This window comes from Streptomyces megasporus, from assembly GCF_000718985.1.
Taxonomy (GTDB): Bacteria; Actinomycetota; Actinomycetes; order Streptomycetales; family Streptomycetaceae; genus Streptomyces; species Streptomyces megasporus.
The window spans coordinates 1-16,683 of sequence record NZ_JODL01000015.1 but is presented as its reverse complement, the minus strand read 5'-3'; the positions used below and the strand labels follow the sequence as shown (position 1 = coordinate 16,683).

The window sequence follows — 16,683 nt, the reverse complement described above, 5'->3', positions numbered from 1 at the left end:
GAGCGGCCCGGCCGCCGACCGAAGGAGCCGAACCGTGCCCGTGCCCGTGCTGCGCACCGCCGCCGAGCTGCGCGCCCTGCCGCGCCGCGGCCGGCGGGCGGTGGTGATGACCATGGGCGCCCTGCACGAGGGCCACGCCGGCCTGGTCCGGACCGCCCGCGAACAGGTCGGCACCGAGGGCCAGGTGGTGGTCACCGTCTTCGTCAACCCGCTGCAGTTCGGCGCGGGCGAGGACCTGGACCGCTACCCGCGCACCCTGGACGCCGACCTGGCGCTGGCCGCCGAGGCGGGTGCCGACGTCGTCTACGCGCCGGTGGTGGAGGAGGTCTACCCCGGCGGCGAGCCCGAGGTGACGGTGGCCGCGGGGCCGATGGGCGAGCGGCTGGAGGGCGCGTCCCGCCCCGGCCACTTCGACGGGGTGCTCACCGTCGTCGCCAAGTTCCTCCACCTCACCGCGCCCGACCTGGCCCTCTTCGGCGAGAAGGACGCGCAGCAGCTCGCCGTGATCACGCGCATGGTCCGCGACCTGAACTTCCCCGTGGAGATCGTGGGCGTGCCCACCGTGCGCGAGGCCGACGGGCTGGCCCTCTCCAGCCGCAACCGCTACCTGTCGCCGCGGGAGCGCACCACGGCCCTGGCCCTCTCCCGCGCCCTGTTCGCCGGGCGCGACGCGGCCATGCGCGGGGACGGGCCGGCCGACCCGGAGGAGGTCCGCGCGGCGGCCCGCGCCGTCCTGGCGGAGGGCGAGAAGGCGGACCCGCCGCTGACCGTCGACTACCTGGCCCTGGTGGACCCGTCCGACTTCACCGAGGTCCCCGCGGAGCCCGGCGTCCACCGGGGCGAGGCCGTCCTCGCCGTGGCGGCCCGGGTGGGCGCCACACGGCTGATCGACAACGTGCGCCTGCGCCTGGACGGGACGGAGGAGGCCCGGTGAGCGCGGGCGTGCACGGCACGGCCGGCGGGGTGCCGGCCCTGCGCCTGGCGGGCCCGCGCCCCGGCTGGGTGATCAAGGCGGACGTGGTGGTGGTCGGCTCCGGCGTGGCCGGGCTGACGGTCGCCCTGCGCTGCGCCGCCGCCGGCCGGCGGACGGTGATCGTCACCAAGGCCCGGCTGGACGACGGCTCCACGCGCTGGGCGCAGGGCGGGATCGCCGCCGCGCTGGGCGAGGGCGACACCCCCGAGCAGCACCTCGTCGACACCCTGGTCGCGGGTGCCGACCTGTGCGACGAGACCGCCGTGCGGACGCTGGTCACCGAGGGCCCCGGAGCGGTGCGGCGGCTGATCGAGGTCGGCGCGCGGTTCGACACCTCCCCGGAGACGGGGGAGATCGAGCTGACCCGCGAGGGCGGCCACCACCGCCGCCGCATCGCCCACGCGGGCGGTGACGCGACCGGCGCGGAGGTCAGCCGGGCGCTGGTGGCGGCCGTCCGGGACGCCGGCATCGAGACGGTGGAGAACGCGCTCGTCCTGGACCTGCTCAAGGACGCCGACGGGCACGCCGCGGGCGTCTCCCTCCACGTGATGGGGGAGGGACGGCACGACGGCGTGGGCGCGGTGCACGCCCCGGCGGTGGTGTTGGCCACCGGCGGCATGGGGCAGGTGTTCTCCGCGACCACCAACCCGGCCGTCTCCACCGGCGACGGCGTCGCGCTGGCGCTGCGGGCCGGCGCGGAGGTCTCCGACCTGGAGTTCGTCCAGTTCCACCCGACCGTGCTCTACCTGGGCGCCGGCAGCGAGGGCCAGCAGCCGCTGGTCTCGGAGGCCGTGCGCGGCGAGGGCGCGTACCTGGTCGACGCCGACGGGGAGCGGTTCATGGTCGGCCGGCACGAGTTGGCCGAGCTGGCGCCGCGCGACATCGTCGCCAAGGGCATCATGCGGCGGATGCGGGAGCGGGGCGCGGACCACATGTACCTGGACGCGCGGCACTTCGGGGCACGGAAGTGGGAGGAACGTTTTCCCACCATCCTCGCCGCCTGCCGCTCCCACGGCATCGACCCGGTCACCGAACCGATCCCGGTCGCGCCCGCCGCGCACTACGCGTCCGGCGGCGTCCGCACCGACCTGACAGGCCGTACCACCGTGCCGGGCCTGTACGCCTGCGGCGAGGTCGCCTGCACCGGTGTGCACGGCGCGAACCGGTTGGCCTCCAACTCCCTGCTGGAGGGCCTGGTCTTCGCCGAGCGGATCGCCGAGCGGATCGCCCGCGCCCCGGCGCGCGTCCCCGTCCCCGTCGTCCCCGACGCCGAGCGGATCGTTCCGCCGCTGCCGCCCGAGACCCGGTACGCGATCCAGCGGATCATGACCGCCGGCGCCGGGGTGCTGCGGTCCGCCGAGAGCCTGGAGCGGGCCGCGCGGGAGCTGGAGGAGCTGGCCGTCGACGCCTCCGGCGCCCCCCGCGTCCCCGACGCCCCCGCCGCGTCGGGCAAGCCCGCCGAACCCGGCGTCGAGAGCTGGGAGACGGCCAACCTCCACCTCGTCGCCCGCGTCCTGGTCGCCGCCGCCCTGCGCCGCACGGAGACCCGTGGCTGCCACTGGCGCGAGGACCACCCCGACCGCGACGACGTGTCCTGGCGCCGACATCTGGTCGTCGCCCTGCGCCCCACGGCCGAGGGCTCTACGCTCGTCGTCCGTACGACCGACTCGACCGCCTTCCCGCCGGTCGCCCCCGAGGAGACACCGTGACCAGCCCCACGCCCAACGAACTTCCGCTGCTCCAGATCGGCTTCGGCCGCCCAGGCGAGGCGGTGAGCGGCACCGCGGGAGGGTGCGGGGACGGTTGCGGCTGCGGCGGCGGCGCGGAGGACGACTTCGACCTCGACCCGCTGGAGTGCGGACTGGACCCGGACCTGGCCGCCCTGCTGGCGGACGCGGGACTTGACCCGGTGCAGGTCGAGGACGTCGCCCACATGGCGATCGAGGAGGACCTCGACCACGGCGTGGACGTCACCACCGTCGCGACCATCCCCGAGGACGCCGTCGCCGTGGGCGACTTCACCGCCCGTCAGGCGGGCACCGTCGCAGGGCTGCGGATCGCCGAGGCGGTCCTGTCGGTGGTCTGCACCGAGGAGTTCGAGGTCGAGCGGCACGTCGAGGACGGCGACCGCGTGACCGCGGGCCAGAAGCTGCTGTCGGTCCGCACCCGCACCCGCGACCTGCTCACCGCCGAGCGCAGCGCCCTCAACCTGCTGTGCCGGCTGTCGGGCATCGCCACCGCCACCCGGGCCTGGGCCGACGCTCTCCAGGGCACGGACGCGAAGGTCCGCGACACCCGCAAGACGACTCCGGGCCTGCGCGCCCTGGAGAAGTACGCGGTGCGCTGCGGCGGCGGCGTCAACCACCGGATGTCGCTGTCGGACGCCGCGCTGATCAAGGACAACCACGTGATCGCGGCCGGCGGGGTGGCCGAGGCGTTCCGCAGGGTCCGCGAGGAGTTCCCCGGCGTGCCGATCGAGGTGGAGGTGGACCGGCTCGACCAGATCGAGCCCGTCCTCGCCGAGGGCGCCGACCTGATCCTGCTGGACAACTTCACCCCCGAGGAGACCGCCGAGGCGGTGCGGCTGGTCGCGGGCCGGGCCCGGCTGGAGTCCTCCGGCCGTCTCACCCTCGACAACGCCCGCGCCTACGCGGCCACCGGCGTGGACTACCTGGCGGTGGGCGGCCTCACCCACTCCTCCCCGATCCTCGACATCGGCCTGGACCTGCGTGACGAGACGCGCGACGGGGCGGGGAACGGGGCAGAGGACGGGGCGCGGGGGGAGGACGCCTGATGCTGCTCACGATCGACGTCGGCAACACCCAGACCGTCCTCGGCCTGTTCGACGGCGACGAGATCGTCGAGCACTGGCGGATCTCCACCGACCCCCGCCGCACCGCCGACGAGTGGGCCGTCCTGCTCCAGGGCCTGATGGGCATGCACCCGTTGCTCGGCGAGGAGTTGGGGGACGGCGTCGACGGCATCTCCATCTGTTCCACCGTCCCCTCCGTCCTCCACGAACTGCGCGAGGTGACGCGCCGGCACTACGGCGACATCCCGTCCGTACTGGTCGAACCGGGCGTCAAGACCGGGGTGCCCATCCTGATGGACAACCCCAAGGAGGTCGGCGCGGACCGGATCATCAACGCGGTGGCGGCGGTCGAGCTGTACGGCGGCCCGAGCATCGTCGTGGACTTCGGCACGGCCACCACCTTCGACGCCATCTCCGCCCGCGGCGAGTACACCGGCGGCGTGATCGCCCCGGGCATCGAGATCTCCGTCGACGCCCTCGGTGTGCGCGGGGCGCAGCTCCGCAAGATCGAACTGGCCCGCCCGCGCAGCGTCATCGGCAAGAACACCGTCGAGGCGATGCAGGCCGGCATCCTCTACGGCTTCGCCGGTCAGGTGGACGGTGTGGCGGAGCGGATGGCCCGCGAGCTGGCCGACGACCCGAACGACGTGACCGTCATCGCCACCGGCGGCCTGGCCCCCATGGTGCTGGGCGAGGCGTCGGCCATCGACGAGCACGAGCCGTGGCTGACCCTGATCGGTCTGCGGCTGGTCTACGAGCGGAACATGGCGCGCGGCTGAGCGGAGGCCGTCGTGGCCCCGGCGCGGGTGGCCCAGGGGCGCCGAGGGAACTCGTGGGGGCTCGTGGGGGACCGTGGGAAGACACGGCCGGACGGTGGAACGATTACTCCGCTACGTACCGTACTGTCCGTATATGCCCACCCCCCATGGCCCCCGAGGAGGCATGGCCTTCAGCGCCGACGAGCTGTGCGTGCTCAGGCGCGCTCTCGCCGTCGCGCTCCAGTCGGTCCTCGCTCCGTCCCCGCCGTCCCTGCCGACGCCGCTGCCCGTCAAGAGACGCCGGGCGAGAGAGGCGCGGGAGTACCGGTGGCTGGCCGAGGCGGTGGACGAGGCCCGGCGGGAGGTCGAGCGGCTGAGAGCGTTCCTGGCGGCCGACCTCGCGCGCTACCGCGCCGCGCTGCCGGGCACCGAGTCCGGGTACCTGGCGAGGCTGGAGGAGGCCCTCGCGGCGGGCTGCCCGCCGTGCGGGGAGGACGTGGCGGCCCTGCGGGCGCTGTGCGCCCGGCCCGCCCGCCGGGCGGAGGCGCGGCGCCGTGCCGAACTGTTGCGGCGCTGCGAGGAGTGGGCCGACCCCGTGGAGGCGTACGGCTCCCGCGACCGGGTGCCCACCCCGGCCGACGTCTTCCCGCCCCGCCACCGTTCCACGCCGCCGTCCCGTCGGGCCCTCCCGGTCTGACCCCGCCTCCTTCTCTCCCGCGTCCCCCCCTTCTCGCGCGGCCCGCCCTCCCGGATCGGAGGGCGGGCCGCGCGACAAGAGGGAGAAGGGCGCCGGTTACGCTGGGAGACCCGGCAAGGAGGAGGCTGACCGGCATGGAGTACATCGCCGCACTCACCCCGTCCGTGGTGATGGCCGTGGCCTTCACCGCGGTCATCGTGACGATCGTCAAGAACCAGGGTGGTGCCAACAAGGCCAAGGAGGACGCCGTGGTGGACGCGCTCGCGGCGCAGGCCGAGGCCCGGCGCTCGTCGCACGCGGACGGCGAGGGACGGGCCTAGAGACGGCCGCGGACGATCGCGGCGGCCACGAAACCGGCCGCGGACCGGGCGGAGAGACCCGAGAGCGGCGGAAGGGCGTGGGGCACGAGAGGGGAACCTCTCGCGCCCCACGCCCTTCCGTGCGTCCGGGGCGAGGATGTCCGAGCGGACGAAATAAAACGGCCAATGCGGTGCATATGCGACTATTGTTCTTGGTGTGCCTCGGCCACTGGGAGAGTTGGAAGACGCGGTGATGACGCGGGTATGGCGGTGGAACCGACCCGTCACCGTGCGAGAAGTCCTCGAAGACCTTCGGCGGGAACGGCCGATCGCCTACACCACCGTCATGACGGTAATGGACAACCTCCGGGAGAAGGGCTGGGTGCGGCGCGAGCGAGAAGGCCGGGCCTATCGATATGAGGCGGTCTCCACGCGCGCCGCCTACTCCGCCGCCCTCATGAACGAGGCGTGGGCCACGAGCGACAACCCGGCCGCGGCGCTTGTGGCCTTCTTCGGCATGATGTCGCCGGAACAGGAGGAAGCCTTGCGGGACGCCCTGCGCGTCGTGCAACCCGCCGGAGTCCATCTCGACGCCCCCGAGGAGAGCGATGGGGCTTCGGGGCGATAGCGTCCGAACATGCCAGAAGGTCTAAGCCCGGTAAGCGAGGTCACCGTCCGCAGGGCGAGAACCAGTGATGTGCGCGCCATCCGTCGCCTCATCGACGTCTACGCACGCGATCGCATCCTGCTCGACAAAGCGACGGTGACGCTTTACGAGGACATCCAGGAGTTCTGGGTGGCGGAACGCGACCACGACGCCAAGGTGGTGGCCTGCGGCGCGCTCCACGTGATGTGGGAGGACCTGGCGGAAGTCCGCACGCTGGCGGTGGATCCCGCGATCAAGGGCGCCGGAGTGGGACACCTGGTGCTGGAGAAGCTTCTGCAGACCGCGCGTTGGCTCGGTGTGAGGCGTATTTTCTGCCTCACCTTCGAAGTGGACTTCTTCGCCCGTCACGGCTTCACCGAGATCGGCGAGACTCCGGTGGACGGGGATGTCTACAGCGAGCTGCTCCGTTCCTATGACGAGGGTGTAGCGGAGTTCCTGGGGCTCGAACGAGTGAAACCCAACGCCTTGGGTAACACGCGGATGCTGCTGCACCTATGAGTCCCGGCTGCCGTGAACCCTATGTCCGAAAGATCCCTCCAATCCGGCCGCTCTACCAGGAGGGAGTTCGCGGAGGGTTTGTGTTTTCCCGGGAAAAGCGGTTTGCTTTCTTCGTCAGTATCAGTAATCGGTTTTCGAGGACTGACCGCACACGACGAATGGGAGTAACCGGTGGCGCAGAAGGTACAGGTCCTTCTTGTCGACGACATCGACGGCGGTGAGGCGGACGAGACCGTGACGTTCGCTCTCGACGGCAAGACCTACGAGATCGATCTCACCACCGCCAACGCGGACAAGCTCCGCGGCCTGCTCGAGCCCTACGTCAAGAACGGTCGTCGCACCGGTGGCCGTTCGGCTCGCGGCAAGGCGGCCCGCCCGTCCTCCGGCGCCACCCAGGACACCGCGAAGATTCGCGCCTGGGCGAAGGCGAACGGCTACGAGGTCAACGACCGGGGCCGTGTTCCCGCCAACATCCGCGAGGCCTACGAGAAGGCGAACGGCTGAGTCGCGTGGGCGAGCCGCGCGCGGTGACACTCCGTCGCCGCCGCGCTCACCAGGCCGACGACGTCCGCGTCACAGCCCCGCCCGGGAGGCCGCAGCCACACGGCGGCCTCCCGAGGGTCGTACGCGGTCAGGGCGGCCAGATCCAGCTCGATCCCGCGCCACTCCAGCCACTCCAGTAGGCCCGGCACCTCCTCCGCGCAGCCCGGAGGGAGGAGGAACCTCATCCGCCGCGTGGCGGGGTCCCAGGCCACCGCACCCGCGCGGAGGCCGCGTCGCCGCAGCAGCGCCCGTCCGGCGGTCTCCGGGACGTCCAGCGCGTCCGGCAGCGCGTCCGGAGGAGCCGAGCCGTTCCAGGGGGCGGTGCGGCCCGGGAGGCGCACGGGAATTCGGCGACGGGAGGGGCGGAAGAGGCACGGTCCCGACCGGAACAAACCGGACGCCGCGCGTGTTGGACGAATCATGTAGGGAGAAACTGCCGAGCCCCGTGCCGGTTACGTCCCGTCGTACCCCACTACTCCGAGTGCCGCGGAAGCGGTGTGGAGTGGGTGTGGCGCATCGCGCAAGAGTGTTCGCCCTTAGCGGATGCACCCGCCCTGCCCCGCATGGACTGTCAGTGTCCCGGGGTAAGAAGTCCGTGAAGAAATCCCAAGTGGAACGGGGGTGCGGCACCGACGATGGAGCGGTGGACGGACGTGTGGGCCTGATGGGCGTTCGCCGTCGGCGTAGTGGATGCAGGCGGATATGTCTGGCCTGCGGGAACATCGTCTCGCACCATCGGGTTGGAACTGTTGTCGGCTGTTCGGGACGAGGGCGGGAGGCAACAGCACTCCTTCCCCCCGGCGCGGGGGCGATCCGGACGGGTGTCGGCAGTTGGAATGAGCGGTCCCCGCTTGCGGGACTAAGCTGCGGAAGGACAGGGAGGGGAACGCCCCCTTACTGCCTGACCGCTCTGAGGAGCGATTAACGATGTTCGAGAGGTTCACCGACCGCGCGCGGCGGGTTGTCGTCCTGGCTCAGGAAGAAGCCCGGATGCTCAACCACAACTACATCGGCACCGAGCACATCCTCCTGGGCCTGATCCACGAGGGTGAGGGTGTCGCCGCTAAGGCCCTGGAGAGCCTCGGGATTTCGCTCGAGGCGGTCCGCCAGCAGGTGGAGGAGATCATCGGCCAGGGGCAGCAGGCCCCGTCCGGCCACATCCCCTTCACCCCCCGTGCCAAGAAGGTCCTGGAGCTGTCTCTGCGCGAGGCTCTCCAGCTCGGCCACAACTACATCGGTACGGAGCACATCCTGCTCGGCCTGATCCGCGAGGGCGAGGGCGTCGCCGCCCAGGTCCTCGTGAAGCTCGGCGCCGACCTGAACCGGGTGCGGCAGCAGGTCATCCAGTTGCTGTCCGGCTACTCCGGAGGCAAGGAGGCCGCCACCGCCGGCGGTCCCGCCGAGGGCACTCCCTCGACCTCCCTGGTGCTGGACCAGTTCGGCCGCAACCTGACCCAGGCCGCTCGCGAATCCAAGCTCGACCCGGTCATCGGGCGCGAGAAGGAGATCGAGCGGGTCATGCAGGTGCTGTCCCGCCGTACCAAGAACAACCCCGTGCTCATCGGCGAGCCCGGCGTCGGCAAGACGGCGGTCGTCGAGGGCCTGGCCCAGGCCATCGTCAAGGGCGAGGTGCCCGAGACCCTCAAGGACAAGCACCTCTACACCCTGGACCTGGGCGCCCTGGTCGCGGGCTCCCGCTACCGCGGTGACTTCGAGGAGCGCCTGAAGAAGGTCCTCAAGGAGATCCGCACCCGCGGCGACATCATCCTGTTCATCGACGAGCTCCACACCCTGGTGGGCGCGGGCGCCGCCGAGGGCGCGATCGACGCCGCCAGCATCCTCAAGCCGATGCTGGCCCGCGGTGAACTCCAGACCATCGGCGCGACGACGCTGGACGAGTACCGCAAGCACCTGGAGAAGGACGCGGCCCTGGAGCGCCGCTTCCAGCCCATCCAGGTCGCCGAGCCGTCGCTGCCGCACACCATCGAGATCCTCAAGGGCCTGCGGGACCGCTACGAGGCACACCACCGCGTGTCCATCACGGACGCCGCCCTGGTGGCCGCCGCGACCCTGGCCGACCGCTACATCTCGGACCGCTTCCTGCCGGACAAGGCGATCGACCTGATCGACGAGGCCGGCTCCAGGATGCGCATCCGCCGGATGACCGCACCGCCGGACCTGCGCGAGTTCGACGAGAAGATCGCCGGCGTCCGCCGGGACAAGGAGTCCGCGATCGACGCGCAGGACTTCGAGAAGGCCGCTTCCCTCCGTGACACCGAGAAGCAGCTCCTGGCCGCCAAGGCCAAGCGGGAGAAGGAGTGGAAGGCCGGCGACATGGACGTCGTCGCCGAGGTGGACGAGGAGCTGATCGCCGAGGTCCTGGCCACGGCCACGGGCATCCCGGTGTTCAAGCTCACCGAGGAGGAGTCCTCGCGCCTGCTCCGCATGGAGGACGAGCTGCACAAGCGCGTCATCGGGCAGGAGGACGCCATCAAGGCGCTGTCCCAGGCCATCCGCCGTACGCGGGCCGGTCTGAAGGACCCCAAGCGTCCCGGTGGCTCGTTCATCTTCGCCGGCCCGTCCGGCGTCGGCAAGACCGAGCTGTCCAAGACGCTGGCCGAGTTCCTCTTCGGTGACGAGGACGCGCTGATCTCCCTCGACATGTCGGAGTTCAGCGAGAAGCACACCGTCTCGCGGCTGTTCGGCTCGCCTCCCGGCTACGTCGGGTACGAGGAGGGCGGTCAGCTCACGGAGAAGGTGCGCCGCAAGCCGTTCTCGGTCGTCCTGTTCGACGAGGTCGAGAAGGCCCACCCGGACATCTTCAACTCGCTGCTGCAGATCCTGGAGGACGGTCGCCTGACCGACTCCCAGGGCCGGGTCGTGGACTTCAAGAACACCGTCATCATCATGACGACCAACCTCGGCACCCGGGACATCTCCAAGGGCTTCAACCTGGGCTTCGCCGCCCAGGGCGACGTCAAGACCGGCTACGAGCGGATGAAGGCGAAGGTCAACGAGGAGCTCAAGCAGCACTTCCGGCCCGAGTTCCTCAACCGTGTGGACGACACCGTGGTCTTCCACCAGCTCTCCGAGACCGACATCATCCAGATCGTCGACCTCATGGTCGCCAAGGTGGACGAGCGGCTGAAGGACCGCGACATGGGCATCGAGCTCAGCGCGGAGGCCAAGAAGCTGCTCGCCAAGAAGGGCTACGACCCCGTCCTGGGCGCCCGGCCGCTGCGTCGGACGATCCAGCGGGAGATCGAGGACATCCTGTCGGAGAAGATCCTCTTCGGCGAGCTGCGCCCCGGTCACATCGTGGTCGTCGACACCGAGGGCGAGGGCGAGGAGAAGAAGTTCACCTTCCGCGGCGAGGAGAAGTCGGCCCTGCCGGACGCCCCTCCGGTGGAGTCGGCGGCGGGCGGCGGCCCCAACCTCTCCAAGGACGTGTGATCCACTGATCCGCGCTCGCCGACAGGCGAGAGCCGAGCCACACGACGCGGCCCGGGACCTTTCGAAGGTCCCGGGCCGCGGGCGTGTCCGTGGGTTCGGCTCGGTCAGGGAGCGATGCGTACCTCGACGCCCGAGGGGACTTTCTCGATTTCCGCATCGACTCCCGCGGGAACCACCAGGACACGCAACCGCGAAAAGGCGGACAGCCACGAGAAGTCCCGACGGAACCTCCACACCTCCAACCAGAGGTGTGTCACTCGGTCGACCTCGAAGTGCTCGACCAATTCGGCGGGATCGAAGTACTCCCCCCGGAACTGGATGTGGGAACGGCCGCCCAAAGCGCGTAGAATCCGGAGATCGTCGGTGTCGCGGACGGTGAAGTACAGACCGTCCTTGTCGAGATGGGCGAGGATCTCCTCGGCATAGGTCTCGCGGTCGAAACGGTGCCAGGACCAGGCGAGTTGGCGGCGCACGTCGAGCGAGGGGTGATCCCGGTACCGGGCGAGCAGCGGGATCGCCGCGTCGGTGCCCACCCGGGTGGCGGTGACGACGACCGCCTCCGCGATCTCGTCCGGCAGTCCCTCGGGGCCGGGCAGCAGTTCCAGGACGAGCGGCCCGCCCAGTTCCGCCAGGCGGCGGGCGGAGAGGTGATCCACGGGCGGCAGCAGTTCGCCGGCGGCGGAGCGCACCCGGTCCCGTACGGCCGGGTCCAGTTCGGTGGCGTGCTCCAGGCAGGCCAGGGCCAACAGGAGGCTGCGAGCCCGCTGGGAGGGCGTCCTGGACTCGTGGTGCCCCTCGTCGACCAGGCCGTTCAGGATGCGGGCGCGCTCGTCCGGGCGGGCGTGGGCGACCGCCATCCGGACCACGTCCTCCAGCTCCGTCCGGTCCGCGTTGTCCACCAGCCAGGGGAAGTCCCGGGCCTCCACCAGCGCCTTGGCGGCCAGGTAGTCCTGGAAGGTGCGGTGGACGAAGTCGATCTGCCCGGCGACGGGCTCGCGCAGCAGACCGCTGCGCTCCAGCAGGTGGCGCAGCACCTCCTCCGGCCCGGCCTCGATGTGCGCCATCGACGGCAGCGCGTCGGCCAGGACGGCCAAGGCGTCCGCGCGGTCCATCTGGGCGCGGCCGTTGCGCACCATCCAGTACGCCGGCTTCTGCAACAGGGTGGTCTGCGACTCCTTCGCCAGTCGCAGGCCACCCTCGTGGTGCATGCCGCGCTCGGTGTCGCGGCGCTCCAGCAGCATCGACAGCGCCGCCTCGTACAGGTCCCTGCGCCCCCGCGGCAGGAAGCCCCGGCGTTCGCGGTGCAGGGCGCACAGCAGGCCGCACATCAGCGGGCTGGTGGCCAACCGGCCCAGATCGGGCCTGGTGCGCAGGGCGGCCAGCAGGGAACGGGCCGTCTCCGGCTCCGCATCGGCGGCGGCGTGCCAGCGCTCCACGAACACCGCCACGTCGCCCCGGTCCATCGGCGTCAGGGCCAACTCGTCGAAGCCCTGCGAGGCCAGCCACGCGTCACGCACCGCCGGGGGGCGGGAGGTGACCAGCCAGAGGTTGTCCGGGTAGGCGCCGATCAGGTCGTCCAGCCAACGGCGGGTCTCCTCGCGCTCCCGCTCGGGGATCTCGTCCACACCGTCGACCAGCAGCAGCGCCCGGCCGTCCGAGAGCACCCGATCGGCCCAACCCGGCGGCTGCGCCCCGGCGACCGGGCAGCGCACCGCCTCCAGGAAGCGGTCGGGGGTGGGGAGCCCGGCGGAGGCGAACGCCCGCAGGGGCAGGACGAACGGGACGCGGCCGGAGAGCTCCGGACGCGACACGCCCTCCCCGGCCGGTGGCCGGGCCGCCGTCACCGCCAGCCACTGCACCAGCGTCGTCTTGCCCGATCCGGCGACGCCGCGCAGCAGCACGCGGGTGCGGTCGGCGAAGATCCGGTCGGTGCGGACGGGGCGGGAGCCCTCCTCGTGGCTCGCCTCCAGCGACAGGAACGCCGTGTCGAGCCGCCACTCGCGGGATTCGGCCGGATCGAGGCCGTAGATGGTCAGCCGGCCGTGCCGGTGGGCGATGTGGTCGGCGTACCGGCGCTCGAACTCCGCGTCCTCGGCGGACCGGGCGGCCAGGGCGCGCGCCCGCTCGGCGCCGACCGTCAGCCGCGCCTCCAACGCGGCCTGCCGTCGGGTCTGCTCGACCAGGGCGCGGGCGATGAACGTGGAGCGCTGGGTGAAGAAGTGCAGGATCTGCCCGCAGGCGGCCTCCAACAGCGCGTCGTGGAGCACGGCCGCGCCCTCGGCCAGGTCCCGGGTCGGGTCGTCGGCCGCCTCCCGCAGTCGCCGGGCCAGCTCGCGTCCGCCCAGCGCGACCGCCTGGACGTCGCTCATGTCGAGGTCGCCCAAGGCGTACAGGGTGCGGGCCAGGGCGTGGACGACGGCCCGCTCCTCGTGCGCGGGCAGGCGCTCGGCGGAGGGGAGCGGCTCGACGGCCCGGTCCAGCAGTTCGGCCGCGAGCCGGTGCAGGTCCTTCTCGCCCAGGGTGCGTCGCTCGCCGCGGAAGGAGAGTCGGCCGCTCAGCCGCACGGGGCGGTCGACCAGCCCCGCCCCCGGCCCCTCCCGCACGAACAGCTTCCCGACCAGCGGAGCGATGACGCCCGCCGCCAGCCGGGCCCCGATGGCCGTGGCGTCCATGAGTCCCCCTGCCTCCTCGGTCCGTCGCCGGGAAGATCGTAGGGCCCACGGGGCCGTCCCCAGGCGTGGAGCGGGAAAGACGTGGAGCGGGAAAGACGTTCGGTGTCACACCCCCGTGTGACCATCGGGGCACGGCCGTTCCGGGAAGGCGAGGCCGCGCTGATGCCCGGGTGCTGCCTACGGTGAAATCCGACGTTCACGACCGTGGGAGGACACCGTGATCAAGGGCCTGTCGATAGCCACCGTCTGGTCCACCGACCAGGAGCGGGACGTGAGGTTCTTCACCGAGAAGCTCGGTTTCGAGGTGCGTGGCGACGTCTCCACGGGGGAGGTGCGCCGGGTCACCGTCGGTGCCAGGGATCAGCCGGACGTCGAGCTGACGCTGATGCGGACGGACGGCTCCGGGCTCGACTCCGAGTCGGCCGAGGCGCTGACCAGGCTGGTGAACAAGGGGGTCCTGGGCGTGGGCGTGCTGCGGACGGACGATTGTCGCGCCGCCTATGAGGAGCTGAGGGCGCGGGGCGTGGAGTTCCTCCAGGAGCCGAGGGAGCGGCCGTACGGCACCGAGGCGGTCTTCAGGGACGAGTCCGGCAACCGGTACTCGCTGGTCGAACGCCACGGGGGCGGGCCGGACCCGAGCAAGGAGTGGTCGGAGGTCTGCGACTGACACCACCGGACGGCCCGCTGCCGGTCACCCCACCGGACGGCCCGCCGGCTGCTCCGCCGGTGTCACCCCACCGGACGGCCCGCCGGTCCCGCCGGTCGGGTGGACGCCGCCCGCCCCTACACGGGGGCGGCGTCCGGAGGCTTCGGGGGGAGCCACAGGACGGCCACCGCGCCGGTCGGCTCGGCGTTGCGCAGGGTGAGACGGGCGCCGAGCACCCGGGCCTGACCGACCGCGATCGTCAGGCCCAACCCGTGCCCGCGGCCCGACCGGTCCGTGCTGCCCGTGCGGAACCGACTGGGGCCCTCGGCCAGCAGCTCCGCCGGGAAGCCGGGGCCGTGGTCGCGCACCCGCAGTCTGCGCCCGTCGACCGTCACCTCGACGGGGGCACGACCGTGCCGTGCGGCGTTGGCCAGGAGATTGCCGAGTATGCGTTCCAGGCGGCGCGGATCGGTGGTCACCACGGCGTCCCGCTCGATGCTCAGCCGGGCCTCGGGGGCCAGCGCGCGCACCCGGCGCGCGACGAACTCGCCCAGCGCCACCTCCTGGAGTTCGGCGCGTTCGGCGGCGCCGTCCAGCCGGGCGACCTCCAGCACGTCCTCGACCAGGGTGCGCAGCGCCTGGGCCCGGTCGCGGACCAGTTCGGTGGGGCGGCCGGGCGGCAACAGCTCGGCGGCCGTGAGCAGCCCGGTGACCGGGGTGCGCAGTTCGTGCGCGATGTCGGCCGTGACCCGGCGTTCGGCCTCCAACCGCCGCTGGAGGGCGTCGGCCATCCGGTCGACGGCGTGCGCCAGCTCGTCCGTCTCGTCCCGCAGCCGGCCGTCGATCGCGTCCCGCACACGGACCCGGGTGTCCCCCTCGGCGGCCCGGCGCAACCGGCGGGAGAGCTGCCCGCCGAGCAGTACGCCCAGCGCGGTGCCGCCCAGCACCACCGCCACCGAGCCCAGCACCAGGGCCCGGTCGAGGTCGGCGAGGACGGCGTAACGGTCGGTGAAGCGGGTGCGCAGGGAGAGCACCCGCCCGTCGGGCAGCGGTGCGGCGGCCCAGACGTCCAGTGCCCGGCCCGAGTCCTCCGCCACGTACGTGGCGCGCTCGCCCCCGGCGACGGCCTCCCGCAGCGGGTCCGGCAGCGCGGGGTCGTCGATCTCGGCGCCGAAGGGGAGACGGCCGAGCGACTCGTAGATCCGCAGCGCGGCCACCAGACGCTCGTCCTGCATGTCGCGGCTGTTGTCGAGCATCGAGGCGTGGGTGGCGTTGTGGACGACCAGGCTGAGCACCAGCGCCACCAGCGCGCCCACGGCGGCGACGGCCGCGCTGAACTTCCACCGCAGACCGGTGCGCGGGACCCACCGCCGCGCACGCGGGCCCGGACGCGGAACCACCGGGCGATCAGCCCCTCAGTTTGTAGCCGAAGCCGCGGACGGTCTCGATCCGCTGCTGTCCGATCTTGCCGCGCAACCGCTGCACGTGGACGTCCACGACGCGGGTGTCGCCGCCCCAGCCGTAGTCCCACACCCGCTCCAGCAGCCGGTCGCGGCTGAGCACCGTGCCCGGAGCGGTGGAGAACTCCAGCAGCAGCCGCATCTCCGTCGGCGTCAGCGGTACCGGCTCGCCGGCCCGCCGCACCTCCATCCCCTCGGTGTCGATCTCCAGATCGCCGAACCGCAGCGGCCCGGCGCCCTCCTCTTCCTCGTCGTCGGCGTCGTCGGCGTTCCCGGCCCGCACGAAGCGGCGCAGCACCGCGCGGAGGCGGGCGACCAGCACCGCGCTGTCGAAGGGCTTGGTCACGTAGTCGTCGGCCCCGGCCTCCAGACCGAGCACCACGTCGATGGGGTCCGCCCGCGCCGACAGCATGATCACCGGGACCAGCGACTCGTCACGGATGCGGCGGCACAGGCTCACCCCGTCCAGCCCCGGCACCATCACGTCCAGCAACGCGATGTCGGGCCGCCGCGCGCGGAACGCCTCCAGCCCCTCCAACCCGTCCGCGGCGGCGGTCACCGTGAAACCGTCGCGCTCCAGGGTGAGCTGGGTGGCCTCCCGGATGACGTCGTCGTCCTCCACGAAAAGCACGTGTGTGTCGCCCATCGACCGCTCAGCCTCCTTCGTCCCGGGCGGACCCGCCGAGCCCGCCCGGCTCCTCCGATGCGCGCTCCACCGCGGTGAACCGGTCGTTCCGCCACACGTGGGTGACCACGTACCGGGCCGACGGGCAACACGCGGGGTCGCCGTCCGCGTAGACCTGCTGGACCAGCCGCAGCCGGCCGGCGGCCACCTCGACGTGCACGGGCGGCTCCTCGGCCGCGAACACACCGACGTACTGCCCGTTGGTGCTCTGCCGGTAGACGTAGGCGCCGATGCCCATGCCGCCGTCGCAGTCCGAGACGTTGACCAGCACGTCCGGCGCGTGACCACCGGTCAGCCGCCCGTACGCCACGTCCACCGGCCACACCTCGGCCGAGCACGGCCGCAGGGCCTTCTTGACGCTCTCCCCGACCGAGGGGTCGGCACGCAGCAGCGAGAGGACGTCCAACTCGCCCTCGGTGCCCGGCGGGTAGACGGGCTGGGCCCGGCTGGGCAGCGGCGAGGAGCGCGGCACGTCGGGGGGCGGGGCGGGCGCCGGTGGGGTGGGGGAGGAGGGCGGGGG

At 72.3% G+C, this 16,683-nt stretch carries 16 protein-coding genes; 11 read left to right on the top strand and 5 right to left on the bottom strand.

Annotated elements, in window-relative coordinates; all coding sequences use genetic code 11:
• Positions 1-34: 34 nt before the first annotated feature.
• The 9 genes from panC to IF47_RS0114315 all read left to right on the top strand — a co-directional run bounded on the left by panC (position 35) and on the right by IF47_RS0114315 (position 7,208).
• The gene (gene panC, locus IF47_RS31230; protein ID WP_031509154.1) at positions 35-934 is read left to right on the top strand and encodes a pantoate--beta-alanine ligase; all 900 of its coding nucleotides are present in this window, start codon (positions 35-37) and stop codon (positions 932-934) included.
• Positions 931-2,682, top strand: coding sequence for an L-aspartate oxidase (locus IF47_RS0114355; RefSeq protein ID WP_031509153.1), 1,752 nt, complete (start codon positions 931-933; stop codon positions 2,680-2,682). The genes panC and IF47_RS0114355 overlap by 4 nt, the downstream gene beginning before the upstream one ends.
• Complete coding sequence (gene nadC, locus IF47_RS0114350; protein ID WP_031509152.1) at positions 2,679-3,767, top strand: carboxylating nicotinate-nucleotide diphosphorylase; 1,089 nt, start codon at positions 2,679-2,681, stop codon at positions 3,765-3,767. Before IF47_RS0114355 ends, nadC begins: the two co-directional genes overlap by 4 nt.
• On the top strand, positions 3,767-4,564 hold the full coding sequence (locus IF47_RS0114345; RefSeq protein ID WP_031509151.1) for a type III pantothenate kinase: 798 nt from the start codon (positions 3,767-3,769) through the stop codon (positions 4,562-4,564). Before nadC ends, IF47_RS0114345 begins: the two co-directional genes overlap by 1 nt.
• A 133-nt stretch (positions 4,565-4,697) precedes the next feature.
• A complete protein-coding gene (locus tag IF47_RS0114340) occupies positions 4,698-5,240 on the top strand; it encodes a hypothetical protein (protein WP_245641115.1) in 543 nt (180 codons plus the stop codon).
• Between the two features lie 134 nt (positions 5,241-5,374).
• Entirely contained in the window at positions 5,375-5,560 is a 186-nt protein-coding gene (locus IF47_RS0114335; RefSeq protein WP_031509149.1) for a hypothetical protein, read from the top strand.
• A gap of 196 nt (positions 5,561-5,756) precedes the next feature.
• Positions 5,757-6,167 (top strand): BlaI/MecI/CopY family transcriptional regulator, encoded by a 411-nt coding sequence (locus IF47_RS0114325; RefSeq protein ID WP_031509148.1) that lies wholly within the window; start codon positions 5,757-5,759, stop codon positions 6,165-6,167.
• Between the two features lie 9 nt (positions 6,168-6,176).
• Positions 6,177-6,704, top strand: a complete 528-nt coding sequence (locus IF47_RS0114320; RefSeq protein ID WP_078591822.1) for an amino-acid N-acetyltransferase — start codon at positions 6,177-6,179, stop codon at positions 6,702-6,704.
• A gap of 171 nt (positions 6,705-6,875) precedes the next feature.
• Positions 6,876-7,208, top strand: coding sequence for a histone-like nucleoid-structuring protein Lsr2 (locus IF47_RS0114315; protein WP_031509146.1), 333 nt, complete (start codon positions 6,876-6,878; stop codon positions 7,206-7,208).
• On the opposite strand, the gene IF47_RS0114310 is transcribed toward IF47_RS0114315, so the two are convergent.
• The gene (locus tag IF47_RS0114310) at positions 7,187-7,588 is read right to left on the bottom strand and encodes a hypothetical protein (protein ID WP_051717656.1); all 402 of its coding nucleotides are present in this window, start codon (positions 7,586-7,588) and stop codon (positions 7,187-7,189) included. The genes IF47_RS0114315 and IF47_RS0114310 overlap by 22 nt on opposite strands.
• A gap of 586 nt (positions 7,589-8,174) precedes the next feature.
• On the opposite strand from IF47_RS0114310, the gene IF47_RS0114305 reads away from it, so the two are divergent.
• Positions 8,175-10,700 carry an ATP-dependent Clp protease ATP-binding subunit gene (locus tag IF47_RS0114305; RefSeq protein ID WP_031509144.1) on the top strand — a complete coding sequence of 842 codons (2,526 nt, stop codon included), beginning with the start codon at positions 8,175-8,177 and terminating at the stop codon, positions 10,698-10,700.
• Between the two features lie 104 nt (positions 10,701-10,804).
• Here the strand turns inward: IF47_RS0114305 and IF47_RS0114300 are convergent, their stop codons facing one another.
• Positions 10,805-13,372 carry an NACHT domain-containing protein gene (locus tag IF47_RS0114300; RefSeq protein WP_051717654.1) on the bottom strand — a complete coding sequence of 856 codons (2,568 nt, stop codon included), beginning with the start codon at positions 13,370-13,372 and terminating at the stop codon, positions 10,805-10,807.
• Positions 13,373-13,589: 217 nt separating this feature from the next.
• Here IF47_RS0114300 and IF47_RS0114295 point away from each other — a divergent pair, with 217 nt between their 5' ends.
• Complete coding sequence (locus IF47_RS0114295; RefSeq protein WP_031509142.1) at positions 13,590-14,039, top strand: VOC family protein; 450 nt, start codon at positions 13,590-13,592, stop codon at positions 14,037-14,039.
• Between the two features lie 116 nt (positions 14,040-14,155).
• Here the strand turns inward: IF47_RS0114295 and IF47_RS0114290 are convergent, their stop codons facing one another.
• The 3 genes from IF47_RS0114290 to IF47_RS27795 form a co-directional block, all read right to left on the bottom strand.
• On the bottom strand, positions 14,156-15,418 hold the full coding sequence (locus tag IF47_RS0114290; protein ID WP_051717653.1) for a HAMP domain-containing sensor histidine kinase: 1,263 nt from the start codon (positions 15,416-15,418) through the stop codon (positions 14,156-14,158).
• Between the two features lie 7 nt (positions 15,419-15,425).
• Entirely contained in the window at positions 15,426-16,124 is a 699-nt protein-coding gene (gene cseB / locus IF47_RS0114285; protein ID WP_031509140.1) for a two-component system response regulator CseB, read from the bottom strand.
• A 7-nt stretch (positions 16,125-16,131) separates the two neighbouring features.
• Positions 16,132-16,683, bottom strand: a 552-nt coding sequence (locus tag IF47_RS27795; protein WP_051717651.1) for a hypothetical protein, incomplete at its 5' end; no start/stop codon positions are given.

Coding starts and splice junctions, on each gene's coding strand:
- IF47_RS0114340 (WP_245641115.1), top strand. CDS start 4,698: ATGCCCACCCCCCATGGCCCCCGAGGAGGCATGGCCTTCAGCGCCGAC.
- cseB (WP_031509140.1), bottom strand. CDS start 16,124: ATGGGCGACACACACGTGCTTTTCGTGGAGGACGACGACGTCATCCGG.
- IF47_RS0114335 (WP_031509149.1), top strand. CDS start 5,375: ATGGAGTACATCGCCGCACTCACCCCGTCCGTGGTGATGGCCGTGGCC.
- IF47_RS0114345 (WP_031509151.1), top strand. CDS start 3,767: ATGCTGCTCACGATCGACGTCGGCAACACCCAGACCGTCCTCGGCCTG.
- IF47_RS0114300 (WP_051717654.1), bottom strand. CDS start 13,372: ATGGACGCCACGGCCATCGGGGCCCGGCTGGCGGCGGGCGTCATCGCT.
- IF47_RS0114320 (WP_078591822.1), top strand. CDS start 6,177: ATGCCAGAAGGTCTAAGCCCGGTAAGCGAGGTCACCGTCCGCAGGGCG.
- IF47_RS0114305 (WP_031509144.1), top strand. CDS start 8,175: ATGTTCGAGAGGTTCACCGACCGCGCGCGGCGGGTTGTCGTCCTGGCT.